17 protein-coding genes are annotated in these 15,511 nt (G+C 65.8%); 12 read left to right on the top strand and 5 right to left on the bottom strand.

Annotation, left to right across the window (positions count from 1 at the left end):
• Positions 1-19 precede the first annotated feature (19 nt).
• Complete coding sequence (locus tag H1S04_RS14840; RefSeq protein ID WP_181746311.1) at positions 20-889, bottom strand: M48 family metallopeptidase; 870 nt, start codon at positions 887-889, stop codon at positions 20-22.
• A gap of 120 nt (positions 890-1,009) precedes the next feature.
• On the opposite strand from H1S04_RS14840, the gene H1S04_RS14835 reads away from it, so the two are divergent.
• A complete protein-coding gene (locus tag H1S04_RS14835) occupies positions 1,010-2,539 on the top strand; it encodes an ATP-dependent RecD-like DNA helicase (protein ID WP_181746310.1) in 1,530 nt (509 codons plus the stop codon).
• 512 nt (positions 2,540-3,051) lie between these two features.
• On the opposite strand, the gene H1S04_RS14830 is transcribed toward H1S04_RS14835, so the two are convergent.
• Positions 3,052-3,852, bottom strand: coding sequence for an EcsC family protein (locus tag H1S04_RS14830; protein WP_298948014.1), 801 nt, complete (start codon positions 3,850-3,852; stop codon positions 3,052-3,054).
• A 3-nt stretch (positions 3,853-3,855) separates the two neighbouring features.
• Positions 3,856-4,440 (bottom strand): GNAT family N-acetyltransferase, encoded by a 585-nt coding sequence (locus H1S04_RS14825; RefSeq protein WP_299291151.1) that lies wholly within the window; start codon positions 4,438-4,440, stop codon positions 3,856-3,858.
• 88 nt (positions 4,441-4,528) lie between these two features.
• Between H1S04_RS14825 and H1S04_RS14820 the strand changes: the two genes are divergently transcribed.
• Genes H1S04_RS14820 through H1S04_RS14810 form a run of 3 tightly spaced genes read left to right on the top strand, consistent with a single transcriptional unit; the run spans position 4,529 to position 6,544 of the window.
• A complete protein-coding gene (locus H1S04_RS14820; protein ID WP_181746309.1) occupies positions 4,529-5,128 on the top strand; it encodes a flavin reductase family protein in 600 nt (199 codons plus the stop codon).
• Positions 5,125-5,661, top strand: a complete 537-nt coding sequence (locus H1S04_RS14815; protein WP_181746308.1) for an adenine phosphoribosyltransferase — start codon at positions 5,125-5,127, stop codon at positions 5,659-5,661. The genes H1S04_RS14820 and H1S04_RS14815 overlap by 4 nt, the downstream gene beginning before the upstream one ends.
• Positions 5,654-6,544: a DMT family transporter gene (locus tag H1S04_RS14810; protein ID WP_298948018.1), complete on the top strand. Its 891-nt coding sequence runs from the start codon at positions 5,654-5,656 to the stop codon at positions 6,542-6,544. Before H1S04_RS14815 ends, H1S04_RS14810 begins: the two co-directional genes overlap by 8 nt.
• Here the strand turns inward: H1S04_RS14810 and H1S04_RS14805 are convergent.
• Both H1S04_RS14805 and H1S04_RS14800 read right to left on the bottom strand, forming a co-directional pair.
• The gene (locus H1S04_RS14805; RefSeq protein WP_181746307.1) at positions 6,539-8,167 is read right to left on the bottom strand and encodes an MFS transporter; all 1,629 of its coding nucleotides are present in this window, start codon (positions 8,165-8,167) and stop codon (positions 6,539-6,541) included. The two genes, H1S04_RS14810 and H1S04_RS14805, sit on opposite strands and share 6 nt — an antisense overlap.
• Before the next feature lie 94 nt (positions 8,168-8,261).
• Positions 8,262-8,516: a GlsB/YeaQ/YmgE family stress response membrane protein gene (locus tag H1S04_RS14800; protein WP_181746306.1), complete on the bottom strand. Its 255-nt coding sequence runs from the start codon at positions 8,514-8,516 to the stop codon at positions 8,262-8,264.
• Positions 8,517-8,831: 315 nt separating this feature from the next.
• On the opposite strand from H1S04_RS14800, the gene H1S04_RS14795 reads away from it, so the two are divergent.
• The 8 genes from H1S04_RS14795 to nuoF all read left to right on the top strand — a co-directional run bounded on the left by H1S04_RS14795 (position 8,832) and on the right by nuoF (position 15,418).
• The gene (locus tag H1S04_RS14795) at positions 8,832-9,197 is read left to right on the top strand and encodes an NADH-quinone oxidoreductase subunit A (RefSeq protein ID WP_181746305.1); all 366 of its coding nucleotides are present in this window, start codon (positions 8,832-8,834) and stop codon (positions 9,195-9,197) included.
• A gap of 89 nt (positions 9,198-9,286) precedes the next feature.
• Entirely contained in the window at positions 9,287-9,805 is a 519-nt protein-coding gene (locus H1S04_RS14790; RefSeq protein WP_181746712.1) for an NADH-quinone oxidoreductase subunit B family protein, read from the top strand.
• A 5-nt stretch (positions 9,806-9,810) separates the two neighbouring features.
• A complete protein-coding gene (locus H1S04_RS14785) occupies positions 9,811-10,437 on the top strand; it encodes an NADH-quinone oxidoreductase subunit C (RefSeq protein WP_181746304.1) in 627 nt (208 codons plus the stop codon).
• Between the two features lie 74 nt (positions 10,438-10,511).
• Positions 10,512-11,747 carry an NADH-quinone oxidoreductase subunit D gene (locus H1S04_RS14780; RefSeq protein ID WP_181746303.1) on the top strand — a complete coding sequence of 412 codons (1,236 nt, stop codon included), beginning with the start codon at positions 10,512-10,514 and terminating at the stop codon, positions 11,745-11,747.
• Between the two features lie 145 nt (positions 11,748-11,892).
• The gene (gene nuoE, locus H1S04_RS14775; protein ID WP_181746302.1) at positions 11,893-12,942 is read left to right on the top strand and encodes an NADH-quinone oxidoreductase subunit NuoE; all 1,050 of its coding nucleotides are present in this window, start codon (positions 11,893-11,895) and stop codon (positions 12,940-12,942) included.
• A gap of 28 nt (positions 12,943-12,970) precedes the next feature.
• Positions 12,971-13,885 (top strand): hypothetical protein, encoded by a 915-nt coding sequence (locus H1S04_RS14770; RefSeq protein ID WP_181746301.1) that lies wholly within the window; start codon positions 12,971-12,973, stop codon positions 13,883-13,885.
• Positions 13,885-14,112 (top strand): DUF5337 domain-containing protein, encoded by a 228-nt coding sequence (locus H1S04_RS14765; RefSeq protein ID WP_181746300.1) that lies wholly within the window; start codon positions 13,885-13,887, stop codon positions 14,110-14,112. The genes H1S04_RS14770 and H1S04_RS14765 overlap by 1 nt, the downstream gene beginning before the upstream one ends.
• Before the next feature lie 10 nt (positions 14,113-14,122).
• Positions 14,123-15,418, top strand: a complete 1,296-nt coding sequence (gene nuoF, locus H1S04_RS14760; RefSeq protein WP_181746711.1) for an NADH-quinone oxidoreductase subunit NuoF — start codon at positions 14,123-14,125, stop codon at positions 15,416-15,418.
• Positions 15,419-15,511 lie beyond the last annotated feature (93 nt).

Here is a 15,511-nt window from a genome sequence, read left to right as displayed (position 1 = left end):
CGGCGCCCCGCATGCCGCGTCAGAACATCTCGCCCTGCGCCTTGAAGCCCTCACGCTCGATATCGCGCAGCGCCTTGTAGCGCTTGATGCCGACCGCATGGCTCGACATCGCATTGGCGGCGCGGACCATCCATTCGCGATGCTCGTCCTCGGCCTGCTCCAGCCATGCCTCGGGATCGACGCCGTTCGCCATCCATGGCCCGACGGACAGAAGCCGCACAGCATTCGCGTGGTCGGGGCAGATTGCCAGCGCTACCCGGTCGGCTGAATATTCCTGCGCCCGCGTCGTCGCCTGACCGGGAAGCACCAGAATATTGGGGATGATGGTGATGAAGTTGCGCCACAGGCTGACATGGCGCAGCTTGTGATGGGCCATCTCATGGCCCAGCACGAATTCCACCACGTCCGGAGCGGTCGGCAGCATCATTGCGATTTCGGCATTGATGACGATGTAGCGGTTGCGCCGGTTGCATTCCAGCGCGAAGGCGTTGACCACCCCATTGCCATTGGTGACGTAAAGGCGCGGCAGGTCCGGCATATCCAGCCTGCGCCCGAGATCCTGATACATCGCCCAAAGCTCGGGAAACTGCTTCGGCCCGACCCGGATCGCACCGGCCTTTTCCTTGGCGGCCATGTAGAAACGGAAGATATAGATGGCGATGGGCGCGATCAGCAGCAGCATCAGGCTGCTTGACCAGTCACGAAGGGTGGTGGCGGTATCCTCGCCCAACGCGTCGTTCAACTCGGTGCCGGTATCGGCCATGAAGATCGCCAACGCTCCCAGAAGCGCCCCGAACGTGATCGCCGCCGAAAGCCAGATCATCGGCATTTCCCAGCGATGCCGGAAGCGCGTGAAGTTGTTCTGCGGGGTCGTCGGGTTGGAACACATGAAAGCACCTGCAAATCATCGGGCGAGGAATAATCTCCAAGGTGTCCAATGCCGCCCAAGGGCGCAAGGTTCCGTGTCCCGGCCCCTTCGCTTTCCGCGCCGCGCAGGCTATCAGAGGGCATGAACCTGCCCGCCCTTTCCCCCGATCAGGCTGAAGCCTGGGACAGCCTGTCCGAGGTGCTGGCCGGCGCCGGCGTCGATCTGCTGGCCGAGGAGATCATGCCCCCCCAGCCCGGCAAGGGGCGGGTGATGGCGGTGATCGGCAAGGCCGGCTCGGGCAAGACGATGATTCTGGCCGCCCTGACAAAGGCCCTGCGCGAGGCGGGGGTCGAGGTCATCAGCGGCGATTACGAAGGCAAGAAGCGCAAGGACCGCCGCACTGTGGCGGTGCTCGCCCCGACCAACAAGGCGGCTTTCGTGCTGCGCATGCGCGGCGTGCCCGCGACCACGATCCACCGCATCCTGTATACGCCCGTCTATGATCCCGAATATGAAAAGATCGCCGACTGGCTGACCGGGACCGGCGACCGGCCGGCCATCGAGGGGCTGACCGATGCCGCGCTCGACCGGGCGAAGGCGTTTTACGACCTTCACGCCTCGATCCCCGGCGCGCTGGCGGCGGCCGGTCTGCGCGGTTCGGACTTCATTCGCGGCTGGAAGCGGCGCGAGGACGGGCTGGATATCGGGCTGATCGACGAATCCTCGATGCTGGACGAACGCCAGTTCGAGGACCTGCGCGAGATCTTCCCGGTGCTGATCCTGTTCGGCGATCCGGCACAGCTGGCCCCCGTGGGTTCCTCGGGCGAGATGGTCTTCGACAAGCTGCCAGCGCCGCAGCGGCTGGTGCTGAGCCGCATCCACCGGCAGGCGGGGGACAGCCCGATCCTCGATCTCGCCCATGCGCTGGCGGATGAATCTTTGGATTTCAACGGGTTCGAGCGTATGGTGCGGGACGCCGCCGCCCGCGATCCCCGTGTGGTCTGGGCCGAGCGTGTCGAATCCGACCTGATGTCGCGCAGCCCGGTGCTGGTCTGGCGCAACGCCACGCGCATCCGGCTTATCACCGCTTTCCGCGCCGCCTATGGCGCCCCCGGTGACGCGCTTCTGCCGGGCGAGCCGCTGATCTGCGACGGGCTGGAACTGCCTCTGAAACATCGCAACAAGCGCATCGATCTGGAGGCGCGGGGCCTCATCAAGGGCGCGCAGGTGATCTATCTCGGGCCGGGCAAGAAGCCCGGCTTCTCGCGTCTGCATGTCATCGGCGCCGAGGACCCGCGCCTGTCGGCGGCGTCGATCGTGAAGATCGAAACCCCAGACGAGGAGGAGCCTTTCATCCCCTTCGCCGCGCGGATGGGGGCCAGCTTCCTGCATGGGGCGGCGGTGACGATCCACAAGGCGCAGGGGTCGCAATGGCCCGATGTGCAGGTCTTCGGGCCGGATATCAGCGCCGCCGCATGGTCGGGGCGCAACGAGGCCGGGATTCCGCTGTGGAAGCGGCTGACCTATGTGGCGATCACCCGCGCGCAGGAACGGCTGCACTGGGTGACGCGGGCGCGTTTGGCGCGGCCGTCGGGGCCGCTGGGGATCGACGATCTGGCGGTTCCGGCCTCGCCGCTGGAGTTGCAACTGGAAGCGCAGGAAGCGGGCTGAGGGTTCGCGGTAAAACGCGGCGGAAGTGCCACGGCTGGCCGGGCGGGTTTCGTCAGCGTCACGGGTGCTGCCCATGAAGGCCCGTCCGTTCGCAAACACGCGTCGCTCGCCGAAGCGAGACGACGACGAGCGAGCGTGCGGCAGGACGCACGGTTTCGTGGGATCCAGACTTTTCCCTGACATAAAGCGGATGGTGCGCCGCAACGGCATAGGGCCAGCAATCGCCCAAGGCAGAGAGCAAGGCCGAAGGTCAACGAATAGCCCATTCTCGCTGTGCTACCCGTTCGGCTGAACAGGCTGCGCGCCGCGGCCCCTGTTGGAACCGCCAGCAGGATAACGAAGGCGGTGAGCGGCAATCTTTCCTCGGCGCATGATGCCGGATGCTCCCCTGGAACCCCTATCCCACGAGCCTGAGGGGAATGAGCGTCCCCGCATGGATCGTCAGCGACAGTCCCATGCACCGCCCCAAACTGCTCGCAGGGATGACGGGCTGCGCCGTCACATGGAAGGGGTCAGGCGTTGCGCTTGCTTTCCAGCTTCTTCGCCTCCAGCGATTTGATGCGCATGACCAGACGTTCGGCCAGGGCCTCGCGCGGGATGCCGGTTTCATTGGCCAGCCGCAGCAGGCCGAACTGCACCCGCGCCAGTTCCTGATAATAGCGCGCGAAGATATAGTTGATCGACGCCCCCGCCGCCGCGCCCAGCACCGGCACCACCTGCGCGCCGGCCTTGGCCAGCACGCGGCTGGCGATCTGGGGGGCGAATTTGGTGATCAGCCCCTGCAGCGTGCCACCGCTGATGGCGACGCGGGTGGCCAGAAGGGCGGTATCGGTGCCGTCATCCTCCTCCAGCGGGCCGCCGGTGGCGAAGATGCGCAGCGCCTCGGCGCGGATTTCGTCGCTGTCGACGTCCAGCCCATGTTCATCGGCGATCTCGAGGATGGCGCGCTGCAGAATGGTGACGGTGACCGGCAGTTCGATCACCGTGCCGGCGATCCCGGCAGCGCCGCCGATGGCGCCGGCGGCGGTGGTGCCCATCCGGTTGAACCAGTCGCCCCGGTTGCCCACCATCCGACGCGAGGCCGAGGCTGCGCCGAAGGTCCGCCGCAACGCCGCCGCGACCGCCTTGTCAAGGCGCTTGCGCAGGAAGGGCGGTAGCATCTTCATCAAAGTCTCGCCGCCATCGCCGACACGGTCGAGGATCTCCATCCCCAGACCGCGGGCGGCGACATAGCGTTGCGCCAGCCGGTCGATCTCGGCCAGCACACTGGGATCGGTGATGGGGGGCAGGACGAATTGCTGGCGTTCGGCCACGGGCTATTCCTTTGTCAGATCCGCCGGTTGGCAGTCGGGGCGCCCGGACGGATCCTCATGCGCGAGGGCGATATCGGGATCGGTCTCGCGCAGGACCGGTCCCGTCACCCCAACCCACGCGCCGGGCTGAAGTTCCAGTCCCAGCACCCGGTCTGGATTGGTGGGGGGCGGCATCTCGACTTCATCCAGCCTGACGAAGCCGAAGCGGGAATAATAGGGCGCATCGCCGACCAGCATCACCCGCGGCCAGCCCATCTCGGTTGCGCGATGCAGACTTTCGCGCATCAGCCAGCCGCCCAGCCCCTCGCCCTGCGCGGTCGGGTGGACGGCTATCGGACCCAGCAGCAGAACCGATTGGCCATCCACCCGCACGGGCCAATAGCGGATGGCAGCGCGGATGGTGCCGGATTCGCGCAGCAGCAGGCACAGGTCGCGCACCGGAGCCACCCCGTCGCGCAGGCGGTAAGACGACAGCGCCGTGCGCCCCGGCGCGAAGCACAGATCCATCAGCGCCTCGACCTCGTGCCAATCCTCGGGTTGTTCTTCGCAGATCTCCACCGCGCCCCCCTGTTCGCCTTCCGGGAGGATGCGTAGCACGGTCACCGTCAGTTGCAAGAATGGGGTGGACCGCGCGCGGACGGGCGGGCAGGATGCCTGCGCGCGCGAAGGAGAGATCATGTTTTACCGCCCCGAGAACGGCCACGGCCTGCCGCATAACCCGTTCAACGCCATCATTGCCCCTCGGCCGATCGGCTGGATCTCGACGCGGGGGTCGGATGGCGACAATCTGGCCCCCTACAGCTTCTTCAACGCGGTCGCCTATACGCCGCCGCAGGTGATGTTCGCCTCGACCACCGCGAAGGCCGACCGGTCGCACATGAAGGATTCGCTGGCGCATATCGCGGAAACCGGGGTGTTTTGCGTCAACATCGCCTCGGCGGCGCTGATCGATCAGATGAATGCCTCCAGCGAGACATTCCCCGCCGGCGTCAGCGAGTTCGAGGCCTGCGGAATCGCCGCCGCAGAATGCGACACCATCGACTGTCCGCGCGTGGCGCAGGCGCCCGCATCGCTGGAATGCCGCATGATGCAGGTCCAGCGGCTGGCGGGGCCGGCCAACTGGCTGGTGCTGGGCGTGGTGACGGGCGTGCATCTGCGCGACGACTGTATCCGCGACGGGCGGTTCGACCTGACCCGCGATGGCTGGCTGGCCCGCATGGGCTATCGTGACTATGCGGCCGTCCACGAGATTTTCGAGCTGGAGCGCCCCGAATGACGCAGAAGACCGTCAAGGATTACATCCGCAGCATCTATGATTTCCCGCATGAGGGGATCATCTTCCGCGACGTGACCACGCTGTTTGCGGATGCGCGCGGCTTTCGCATGGCGGTTGACCAGATCCTGCTCGATTACGCCGGCCAGAAGATCGACAAGGTCGTCGGGCTGGAGGCGCGGGGCTTCATCCTCGGCGGCGCAGTGGCGCATCAGCTGTCGGTGGGCTTCGTGCCGATCCGCAAGAAGGGCAAGCTGCCCGGCACGGTGATTTCGGAAGCCTATCAGCTGGAATATGGCGAGGCGGTGATGGAGATCCATGACGATGCCCTGAAGACGGGCGAGCGGGTGCTGATCGTCGATGACCTGCTGGCGACCGGCGGCACGGCGGAAGCGGGCATCACCCTTTGCCGCCGGCTGGGGGCCGAGGTGATCGGCTGCGCCTTCGTGATCGACCTGCCGGAACTGGGCGGCCGCAAGCGGCTGGAAGCCATGGGCATCCCCGTCCACGCCTTGACAGAATTCGACGGTGCTTGAGGCCGCCGCCCCACCGGTCGAGCGGGCGAACCTGATCGGCAGCATCTGGATGGTCGCGGCCATGGCGGCCTTCGCGGTCGAGGATGCGCTGATCAAGGCCGCCGCCCGCAGCCTGCCCACGGCCGAGATCCTGATCCTGTTCGGCGCTGGCGGCGCGATCCTGTTCGCCGCCTATGCCCGGCTGACCGGGCAGCCGCTGGCAAGCCGCGCGGTGCTGGCGCGCGTCATGCAGCTGCGGATGCTGTTCGAGGTCGTCGGCCGGCTGTTCTATGCGCTGGCGATCACGCTGACGCCGCTGTCCTCGGCCACGGTGATCCTGCAGGCGACGCCGCTGGTGGTGGTCGCGGGGGCGGCACTGGTCTTTGGCGAAAGGGTCGGGCCGCGGCGCTGGCTGGCGATCCTGATCGGGCTGGTGGGGGTCATCATCATCATCGGGCCGGGCACCGACAGCTTCTCGGCTCTGTCGATCCTCGCGGTGGTCGGAATGCTGGGCTTTGCCGGGCGCGATCTGGCCAGCCGCGCCGCGCCCGCAGGGCTGGGCACAGCGATCCTTGGCTTCTACGGGTTTCTGGCGATCATCCTTGCCGGGGCGATCTATGCGCTGTGGGATGGCACCACCTTTGTGCGGCCAGACGGTCATGCCAGCCTGCGCCTGCTGGGTGCGGTTCTGGCGGGCATCTGCGCCTATGCCAGCCTGATGAAGGCCATGCGCACGGGCGAGGTTTCGGCGGTGACGCCCTTCCGCTATTCCCGGCTGCTGTTCGGGATTGCCCTTGGCGTGGTCCTGTTCGGCGAGACGCTGACGCCCGCCATGCTGGCCGGATCGGCGCTGATCGTCTGTTCGGGGCTGTTCATCCTGTGGCGGGGCAAGCGGGTGTCATAACACGTCGATCTTGCCCCTGAGCGGCACATCGGCATGCGAGGAAACATTGTGCCGCTCGATCAGGCGGTGGACGGGCGGGTCGCCTTCGTCGCGGTGCAGACGATGCAGGGCGTTGGTGACCTCGTTATCAGTCACGGTGCGGCGCGTGTTGTGGCGGATATAATCGTCCCAGGTGGCGATGTGATAGCTTTCCGACCAGTGATCGGGCTTTTCCAGATCGCGCAGCAGCACCCATGACCGAGCGCCGTCGCGGCGGCGAATGTCGCGGCGCCGGGCCATCAGGGTCAGGAATTCCTCGGTATCCTCGGGCGCGATGTGATAGTCGACCATCACCATGATCGGCCCCGACCGCCCGCGCAGGTCCAGCCCCAGCACCGGCTCGCGGAAGCGGTTGGCGGGCGACAGGTCGGATTCGCTGAATTCCGGCATCGGCAGCGCGAAGCCGATCGCGGCGGCGAGCAGCAGCCCGATGGCGGCGCCGATCAGCGCCACCTGCAGCCCGTAGGCATCGGCCACGGCCCCCCACAGCCATGCGCCCGCCGCCATGCCGCCGAAGGTGGCGGTCTGATACAGCGCCAGCGCGCGCGCCACTACCCAGCGCGGCGTCGACAGCTGCACCGTCACGTTGAACAGCGACAGCGTGATGACCCAGGCCATGCCGGCCGGGAACATCGCCCCCGCATGGGCCCAGATATTGCTGGTCAGCGCCAGCGCCGCGGTGGCCGCGGCAAAGACCACCATCCCGATCCGCGTCACCCATTCATTGCTGAACCGCGCCCGGATACGGGTATTGGTCAGCGCCCCGATGATCGCGCCGGCGCCAAAGCAGCCCAGCAGGACGCCGAACAGCAACGAGCCGCCCTCGGGATGGGATTTCGCCACCAGCGGCAGCAGCGCCATCAGCGCCGCCGCCGACAGCCCGAAGGCCGAGGAACGCGTCAGCACCCGCACCAGATTGGGCGACAGCGCGACATAGCGAAGCCCTGCGCCCACCGCCGCCATGAAAGGCTCGCGCGCGATGGTGCGGGGCGGATAGTCGGGCTTCCAGCGCAGCATGGCGATGAGCAGCGGGATATAGCTGAAGGCATTGACCGCGAATCCCACCGCCGCGCCCCATGCGGCCACGATCAGGCCACCCGCGGCCGGCCCGACCGAGCGCATCAGGTTGAACCCCACCGAGTTCAGCGTCACCGCCTGCGGCAAATCCTCGCGCGGGACCAGATCGCCCATGCTGGCCTGCCAGGGTGGGTTGTAAAGCGCCTGGCCGAGACCGATCAGGAAGGTGAAGGCCAGCAGCACCCAGGGCGTGACCGCGCCCGCCCAGGCGACAAGTGCCAACCCTGCCGAAGTCACCGCCATGAAGGCGATGGCGGCGATCATGATCTGGCGGCGGTCGAAGATATCGGCAAGCGCGCCCGATGCCAGCGCGAACAGCATGATCGGCAGGGTGTTCGACGCCTGCACCAGCGCGATCAGCGTCGCGTTGTCGGTCAGCTGGGTCATCAGCCAGGCGGCGCTGACCGCCTGCACGAGGCCGCCGAAATTCGACACCAGCGTCGCCGTCCACAGGGTGCGGAAGGCAGGATGTCGAAACGGGGCGAAGGTGGATCCGGTGGCTGGCATCGCGCCAATCTGTCGGGAAAATAAAGCCCCCGCAAGATACTTGCGGGGGCCTCGGGATGCATTTCGGTTATGATGGTGATCGGCCGCGACCGCCTCAGGAGGCGCGGTTGACCAGCCGCAGTAGCACCAGAAGGATCACCGCGCCAATGGTGGCATAAAGGATGGCGCCGATGATGTTGGTGCCTTCGCCCGCACCCATGCCAAGGGCCGGGAACAGGAAAGAGGCGATCAGCGCGCCGACGATCCCGACGACGATATTGACCAGCAGGCCCTGGCCGTGGCCCTTGACGATCTGACCCGCCAGCCAGCCGGCGATGGCGCCCACGATGATTGCAACGATAAGACTCATGCGCTTCCTCATAAAGTTCGGCCACCGCGTGCGGGCAGAGGCTTTCCGCCCGGCGCGGCGATGGTGATGACTGTGCTGTAACGCGAGTTTAGCATCTAAGGTTTCGTCAACGAAGGGTTTTTCTTTCAGAAACCACCCCGCGCCACGCTGCGCGCCATGTTATTCCGGCCGCGGGGCACCGGGCCGCAAAGCGTCAGTTTGCGGCGGCTTATTCGTGCGCCCCTTAGTTGACCCTCTGGTGCGGCAGGGATAAACGGACAGTAGCCCAACCCAAACGCAGCCGGGCCCGGCTGCGGCACAAGGGAGCCTGATCTCGTGGACTATCTGCTGTCCGAATACCTGCCGATCCTGGTCTTTATTGCCATGGCTTCGGCCCTGGCGCTGATTCTGATCGCCGCCGCGGCCGTTCTGGCCGTCCGCAATCCCGATCCTGAAAAGGTCTCGGCCTATGAATGCGGCTTCGCGCCCTTCGACGATGCGCGCGCCAAGTTCGATGTGCGGTTCTACCTCGTCTCGATCCTGTTCATCATCTTCGACCTCGAGGTCGCCTTCCTGTTCCCCTGGGCCGTCAGCTTCCAGAGCCTGTCCGATGTGGCCTTCTGGGGGATGATGCTGTTCCTGGGCGTGTTGACCGTAGGTTTTGCCTATGAATGGAAGAAGGGGGCGCTGGAATGGGCGTGACGAGCGATCAGAAGCCGAAGATCATCCAGCCGGAAGGCGGTGTCCTGTTCGGGCCCAACGTCTCGGGCCCCGGCGCTGCGGTGCCGGCAATGGCCAACAGTGCCGGTCCCGACCGCGACGTGCAGGTGCGCGAGCTGTCGGACGCGTTGCAGGACAAGGGCTTCCTGCTGACCACCACCGAGGACATCATCAACTGGGCGCGCAACGGCTCGCTGCACTGGATGACCTTCGGTCTGGCCTGCTGCGCGATCGAGATGATGCAGGTCTCGATGCCGCGCTACGACCTTGAACGTTTCGGGACCGCGCCGCGCGCAAGCCCGCGCCAGTCGGACCTGATGATCGTCGCGGGCACGTTGACCAACAAGATGGCCCCGGCGCTGCGCAAGGTCTATGACCAGATGCCCGAGCCGCGTTATGTCATCAGCATGGGCAGCTGCGCCAATGGCGGTGGCTACTATCATTATTCCTATGCGGTGGTGCGCGGCTGTGACCGGATCGTGCCGGTCGACATCTATGTCCCCGGCTGCCCGCCCACGGCCGAGGCGCTGCTTTATGGTATCCTGCAATTGCAGCGCCGCATCCGTCGCACCGGCACCCTGACGAGGTAGCAGACATGGCGATCTATCCCGATCTCGACACTCTCGCCGATCTGGCGGAACTGGTTCAGACCCGGTTCCCGGATGATGTCCTGGCGACCGAGCTTGCCTTTCAGGAGCTGAATGTCACCGTCAGCCTGTCCGGGCTGGTCCGGCTGATCGAGTTCCTGCAATCGGACACGAATTGCCGCTTCTCGACGCTGTCGGACATCACTGCGGTCGACCATCCCGAACGCCCGGTGCGCTTCGATGTGGTCTATCAGTTCCTGTCGATGTATCGCAATCAGCGCATCCGGGTGAAAACTGCCGTGCGCGAGGATGATCTGGTGCCGACGCTCACCGGGCTTTATCCCGGCGCGAACTGGTATGAACGCGAGGTCTTCGACATGTTCGGGATCATGTTCGCCGGTCACCCCGACCTGCGCCGGATCCTGACCGATTACGGCTTCCGCGGCTTCCCGCTGCGCAAGGACTTCCCGACCACCGGCTATGTCGAGGTGCGCTATGACGAGGCGCTGAAGCGCGTCGTCTACGAACCCGTGCGGCTGACGCAGGAATACCGGCAGTTCGACTTCCTGTCGCCCTGGGAAGGGGCGAAATACGTGCTGCCCGGCGACGAGAAGGCGAAGGAGGCGGGCAAGTGAGATCTCTCCGCCGCTTCTGCCACCGTGCCATTCAGGGCTGCGCGCGCCTGCGCGCTGCAGCAGAGGAGTAAGCCATGGACGGCGATATTCGCGTCAACAGCTATGACGACGGTTCCGTGGACGCCCATACCGGCGAACAGGACATCCGCAACTTCAACATCAACTTCGGTCCCCAGCATCCGGCGGCGCATGGCGTGCTGCGTCTGGTGCTGGAACTGGACGGCGAAGTCGTCGAACGCGCCGACCCCCATATCGGTCTGCTGCATCGCGGCACCGAAAAGCTGATGGAAAGCCGGACCTATCTGCAGAACCTGCCCTATTTCGACCGGCTCGACTATTCCTCGCCGCAGAATCAGGAACATGCCTGGTGTCTGGCCATCGAAAAGCTGGCCGGAATCGCGCCGCCGCCGCGCGCCCGGATCATCCGGGTGCTGTTCGACGAGATCGGCCGCATCCTGAATCACCTGCTGGGCGTGACCACGGGGATGCTGGACATCGGCGCGCTGACCCCGCCGGTCTGGGGTTTTGCGGCTCGCGAGGAATTGATGGTCTTCTGCGAACGTGCCTCGGGGGCGCGACTGCACATGGCCTATTACCGTCCCGGCGGGGTGCATGAAGATCTGCCCCCCGGTCTGGTCGACGATATCGAGGCCTGGTGCGATGGATTTCCCAAGGTTCTGGACGATCTGGAAACCCTGCTGACCGAAAACCGCATCGTCAAGCAGCGGCTGGTCGATATCGGCGTCGTTCACGAACAGGACGCGCTGAACTGGGGCTATTCCGGCGTCATGGTGCGCGGCTCTGGCCTTGCCTGGGATCTGCGCAAGTCGCAGCCCTATTCCGGCTACGAGGAGTATGATTTCCAGATTCCGGTCGGCAAGAATGGCGACTGCTATGACCGCTATCTGGTCCGCATGGCCGAGATGCGTGAATCGGTCAAGATCATGCGGCAGGCCATTGCCAAGCTGCGGGTCACCGGCGGCGACGTGCTGGCGCGCGGCAAGCTGGCCCCGCCGAAGCGGGCGGCCATGAAGACCGACATGGAAAGCCTGATCCACCACTTCAAACTGTATACCGAGGGCTTCAAGCTGCCCGCGGGCGAGGTCTATGCCGCAGTCGAGGCGCCGAAGGGCGAATTCGGCGTCTATCTGGTTTCGGACGGCACCAACAAGCCCTACCGCGCCAAACTGCGTGCGCCTGGTTTCGCGCATCTGCAGTCGATGGACTGGATGGCCAAGGGCCACATGTTGTCCGACATCCCGGCCTTCATCGCCACGCTCGACATCGTGTTCGGCGAGGTTGACCGGTGATGGCCCGCCGCCTGCCGGCCTGTGCGCCGGCTGGGCAAGACTTGATCACGGGGGGCGCCGGTGGCGCCGCCCGCACACGGATTAACGAGGGGCGAGGCGCGCGGGAATGCGTGCCGCCGGTCCTCAAGACGGAGACCTGCCGCTGATGCTGCGCCGCCTATCCCCCATCCAGCCGGACTCGTTCGAGTTCACGCCAGCGAACCTTGACTGGGCGCGGGCGCAGATGACCAAATACCCCGAAGGTCGCCAGCAGTCGGCGGTGATCCCGATCCTGTGGCGCGCGCAGGAACAGGAAGGCTGGCTGACCCGTCCGGCGATGGAATATGTCGCCGACCTGCTGGGCATGGCCTATATGCGGGTGCTGGAGGTCGCGACCTTCTATTTCATGTTCCAGCTCTATCCGGTCGGTTCGGTCGCCAATATCCAGATCTGCGGCACCACCACCTGCATGATCTGCGGGGCCGAGGACCTGATCCGCGTCTGCCGCGAGAAGATTTCCCCGGCACCGCATACGCTGTCGGACGATGGCCGCTTTTCCTGGGAGGAGGTCGAGTGCCTGGGCGCCTGCGCCAATGCGCCGATGGCCCAGATCGGCAAGGATTTCTATGAAGACCTGACCGCCGAAAAGCTGGCCGAACTGATCGACGCCATGGTCGCCGGTCAGGTGCCGCGTCCCGGCCCGCAGGATGGCCGCTTCTCCTCCGAGGCGAAGACCGGCCAGAATGCGCTGACCAACCTGCTGCCCCCGGTCGAGGCCGCGAATGCCTCGGTCACGCTGGCGCTCGAGATCGGCGATACGCTGAAGCGCATCGACGGCACCGAGGTGCCGATCCTGACGCCCTGGCTGGGCAAGACCGAGCGGGCCGAAGTCGCGCGGGAAGAAAAGATCATCGTCGCCGATACCGCCGCCGCCGCGGCCGAGGCCCTGGCCGAGGGGCGCAAGCCCGAAGGTCTGGCCGCGCCGCGCGACGGTCGGCCCGACGACCTGAAGGAAATCAATGGCGTCGGCCCGAAGCTTGAACAGCTGCTGCACCAGCTGGGGGTCTATCATTTCGACCAGATCGCAGGCTGGGCCTCGGACGAGATCGCCTGGGTCGATGCCAATCTGGAAGGCTTCCATGGCCGGGTGACGCGCGACGAATGGGTCAGGCAGGCCCAGCAATTTGTCAGGGAACGCAAGGGGACGGCCAACTAGGATCAACCGCACGCCACGGGGGTGACAGATGCTGAAGACTGAATGCACGCGGAATTGCTGGCTGGCTGCTGCTCTGGCCGGCTTGCTGGTGTTCCTGTTCAATCTCTTTGGCGGCGGCTTCATGGCGGGGCTATTGCTTGGCCTGATGTCCTTCTTCCTGATGGGCCAGCTTCTGGTCTGGCTGCTGTGTGATGGTCGTGGCGGCGTGGTCGAAAGCGCCGAAGTGCTGGGTCCGCGCGCCACCGCCCATGACATCGGCGATGGCGGCATGCTGGACCGGGCCGAGGATGCGATCGTCCATGCTGGAACCGCCTTGGCCTCCGGCACCGTCTCGGCCGTGGAAAAGGGCCGCGAGGCGTTGCACGACATGCGCGAAGACCGCGAGAAGACGCGGCGCGAATCTGGGAACGACGACGGCCGGGACGGCGATGATGCCGGTGAGCGCAGTGCGGAGCCTTCGGAAAAAGCCGGTGCGACGGCGAGCGACGCGATGGGCGCGCTGGCGGCGCGCGGCAGGACGGCGCAGGATTCGCCGGCAGGCGAGGGTGCGCCCGCACCGGCGGCAGGGATCGCGCAGGCCTCCTCGACGCCCGAGGTGACGCCCCTGCCGGCGAGCGAGACGGTCACGCCGGCGAAGGTGAAGGCGAAAGCGAAAGCGAAGGTTGCGAAGACCACCGCAGCGAAGCCTGCGAAGGCGGTGGACAACCTGAAGGAAATCAAGGGTGTCGGCCCGCAACTGGAAAAGCTTCTGCATGACAATGGGGTCATCAGCTTCGCGGAAATCGCCGCGTGGAGCGACGGCGATATCGACCATTTCGCCGAACTGATCGGACGCATGGGCGGGCGCATCCGCTCGGACGATTGGGTCGGGCAGGCGAAGATCCTGGCGGCGGGTCAGGACACGGAATTTTCGCGCCGCGTCGACAAGGGCGAGGTGTATTGATGGCGGATCAGGCCCAGCGGGATGCCGCGCAGTTGCGCCTCGCCGCGCTGGTGATGGCGGCGACGGGTCTGCTGTGGCTGGCCGCGAACTGGGCCGGGCAACGCTACGGCTGGCCATCGAAATATGCGTTCCTCGCGGATTTGGCCGCGATGGGCGGGTTTGTCTGGTCGCTGCTGGTGACCTGGCGTATCTGGCGGCGCAAGGCGCGGCCGGGCAAGGAAGGATGACGACGGAATGTTGCTGAAGGATCAGGACCGCATTTTCCAGAACCTTTACGGGATGGGCGACCGTTCCCTGAAGGGCGCCATGTCGCGCGGCTGCTGGGACAACACGGCCGAGCTGATCGCGCGCGGGCGCGACAAGATCATCGACGAGATGAAGGCCTCGGGGCTGCGCGGACGTGGCGGGGCAGGGTTCCCGACCGGCCTGAAATGGTCCTTCATGCCGAAGGAATCCGACGGCCGCCCGTCTTATCTGGTCATCAATGGCGACGAATCCGAACCTGCGACCTGCAAGGACCGCGAGATCATGCGCCACGATCCGCATACGCTGATCGAAGGCGCGCTGGTGGCCAGCTTCGCCATGGGCGCCCATGCCGCCTATATCTACATCCGGGGCGAGTTCATCCGCGAACGCGAAGCGCTGCAGAACGCCATCAACGAATGCTACGACGCGGGCCTGCTGGGCAAGAATGCCGCCAGGTCGGGCTGGGATTTCGATGTCTACCTGAACCACGGCGCCGGCGCCTATATCTGTGGCGAGGAAACCGCGCTGCTGGAGTCGCTCGAAGGCAAGAAGGGCATGCCGCGCATGAAGCCGCCCTTCCCGGCGGGCGCGGGGCTGTATGGGTGCCCGACCACGGTGAACAATGTCGAATCCATCGCCGTGGTGCCGACCATCCTGCGCCGGGGGCCGGAATGGTTCGCCAGCTTCGGCCGCCCGAACAACGCCGGCACCAAGCTGTTCGGCCTGACCGGCCATATCAATACCCCCTGCGTCGTCGAGGAAACCATGTCGATCCCGATGCGCGAGCTGATCGACAAGCATGGCGGCGGCATTCGCGGCGGCTGGAAGAACCTCAAGGCGGTGATTCCGGGCGGTGCCTCCTGCCCGATCCTGAACGCCGAGCAGTGCGAGAATGCGATCCTCGATTACGACGGCATGCGCGAACTGAAATCCAGCTTCGGCACCGGCTGCCTGATCGTGATGGACCAGAGCACTGATGTCATCAAGGCGATCTGGCGGCTGTCGAAGTTCTTCAAGCATGAAAGCTGCGGCCAGTGCACGCCCTGCCGCGAAGGCACCGGCTGGATGATGCGGATCATGGGGCGTCTCGTCTCGGGCGATGCCGAGGTCGAGGAAATCGACATGCTGCTGGACGTGACCAAGCAGGTCGAGGGCCACACCATCTGCGCCCTCGGCGACGCCGCCGCCTGGCCTATTCAGGGCCTGATCCGCAATTTCCGGGGTGAGATCGAGGACCGCCTCAAGGCGAAGAAAACCGGGCGCACGGGCGCTCTGGCGGCCGAGTAAGGCGCGCGAATGATGCGACAGGCGGCGGATGTGAGAGGGCGCAGGCAGCGGTGCGGGGGCATGGCCTTCACGCGCTGCTCACCCCTCCGTGTC

It is taken from the genome of Paracoccus sp. S1E-3, from assembly GCF_013868135.1.
In the GTDB taxonomy this organism is placed as follows: Bacteria; Pseudomonadota; Alphaproteobacteria; order Rhodobacterales; family Rhodobacteraceae; genus Paracoccus.
This window is presented reverse-complemented; position numbering and strand designations above follow the sequence as displayed.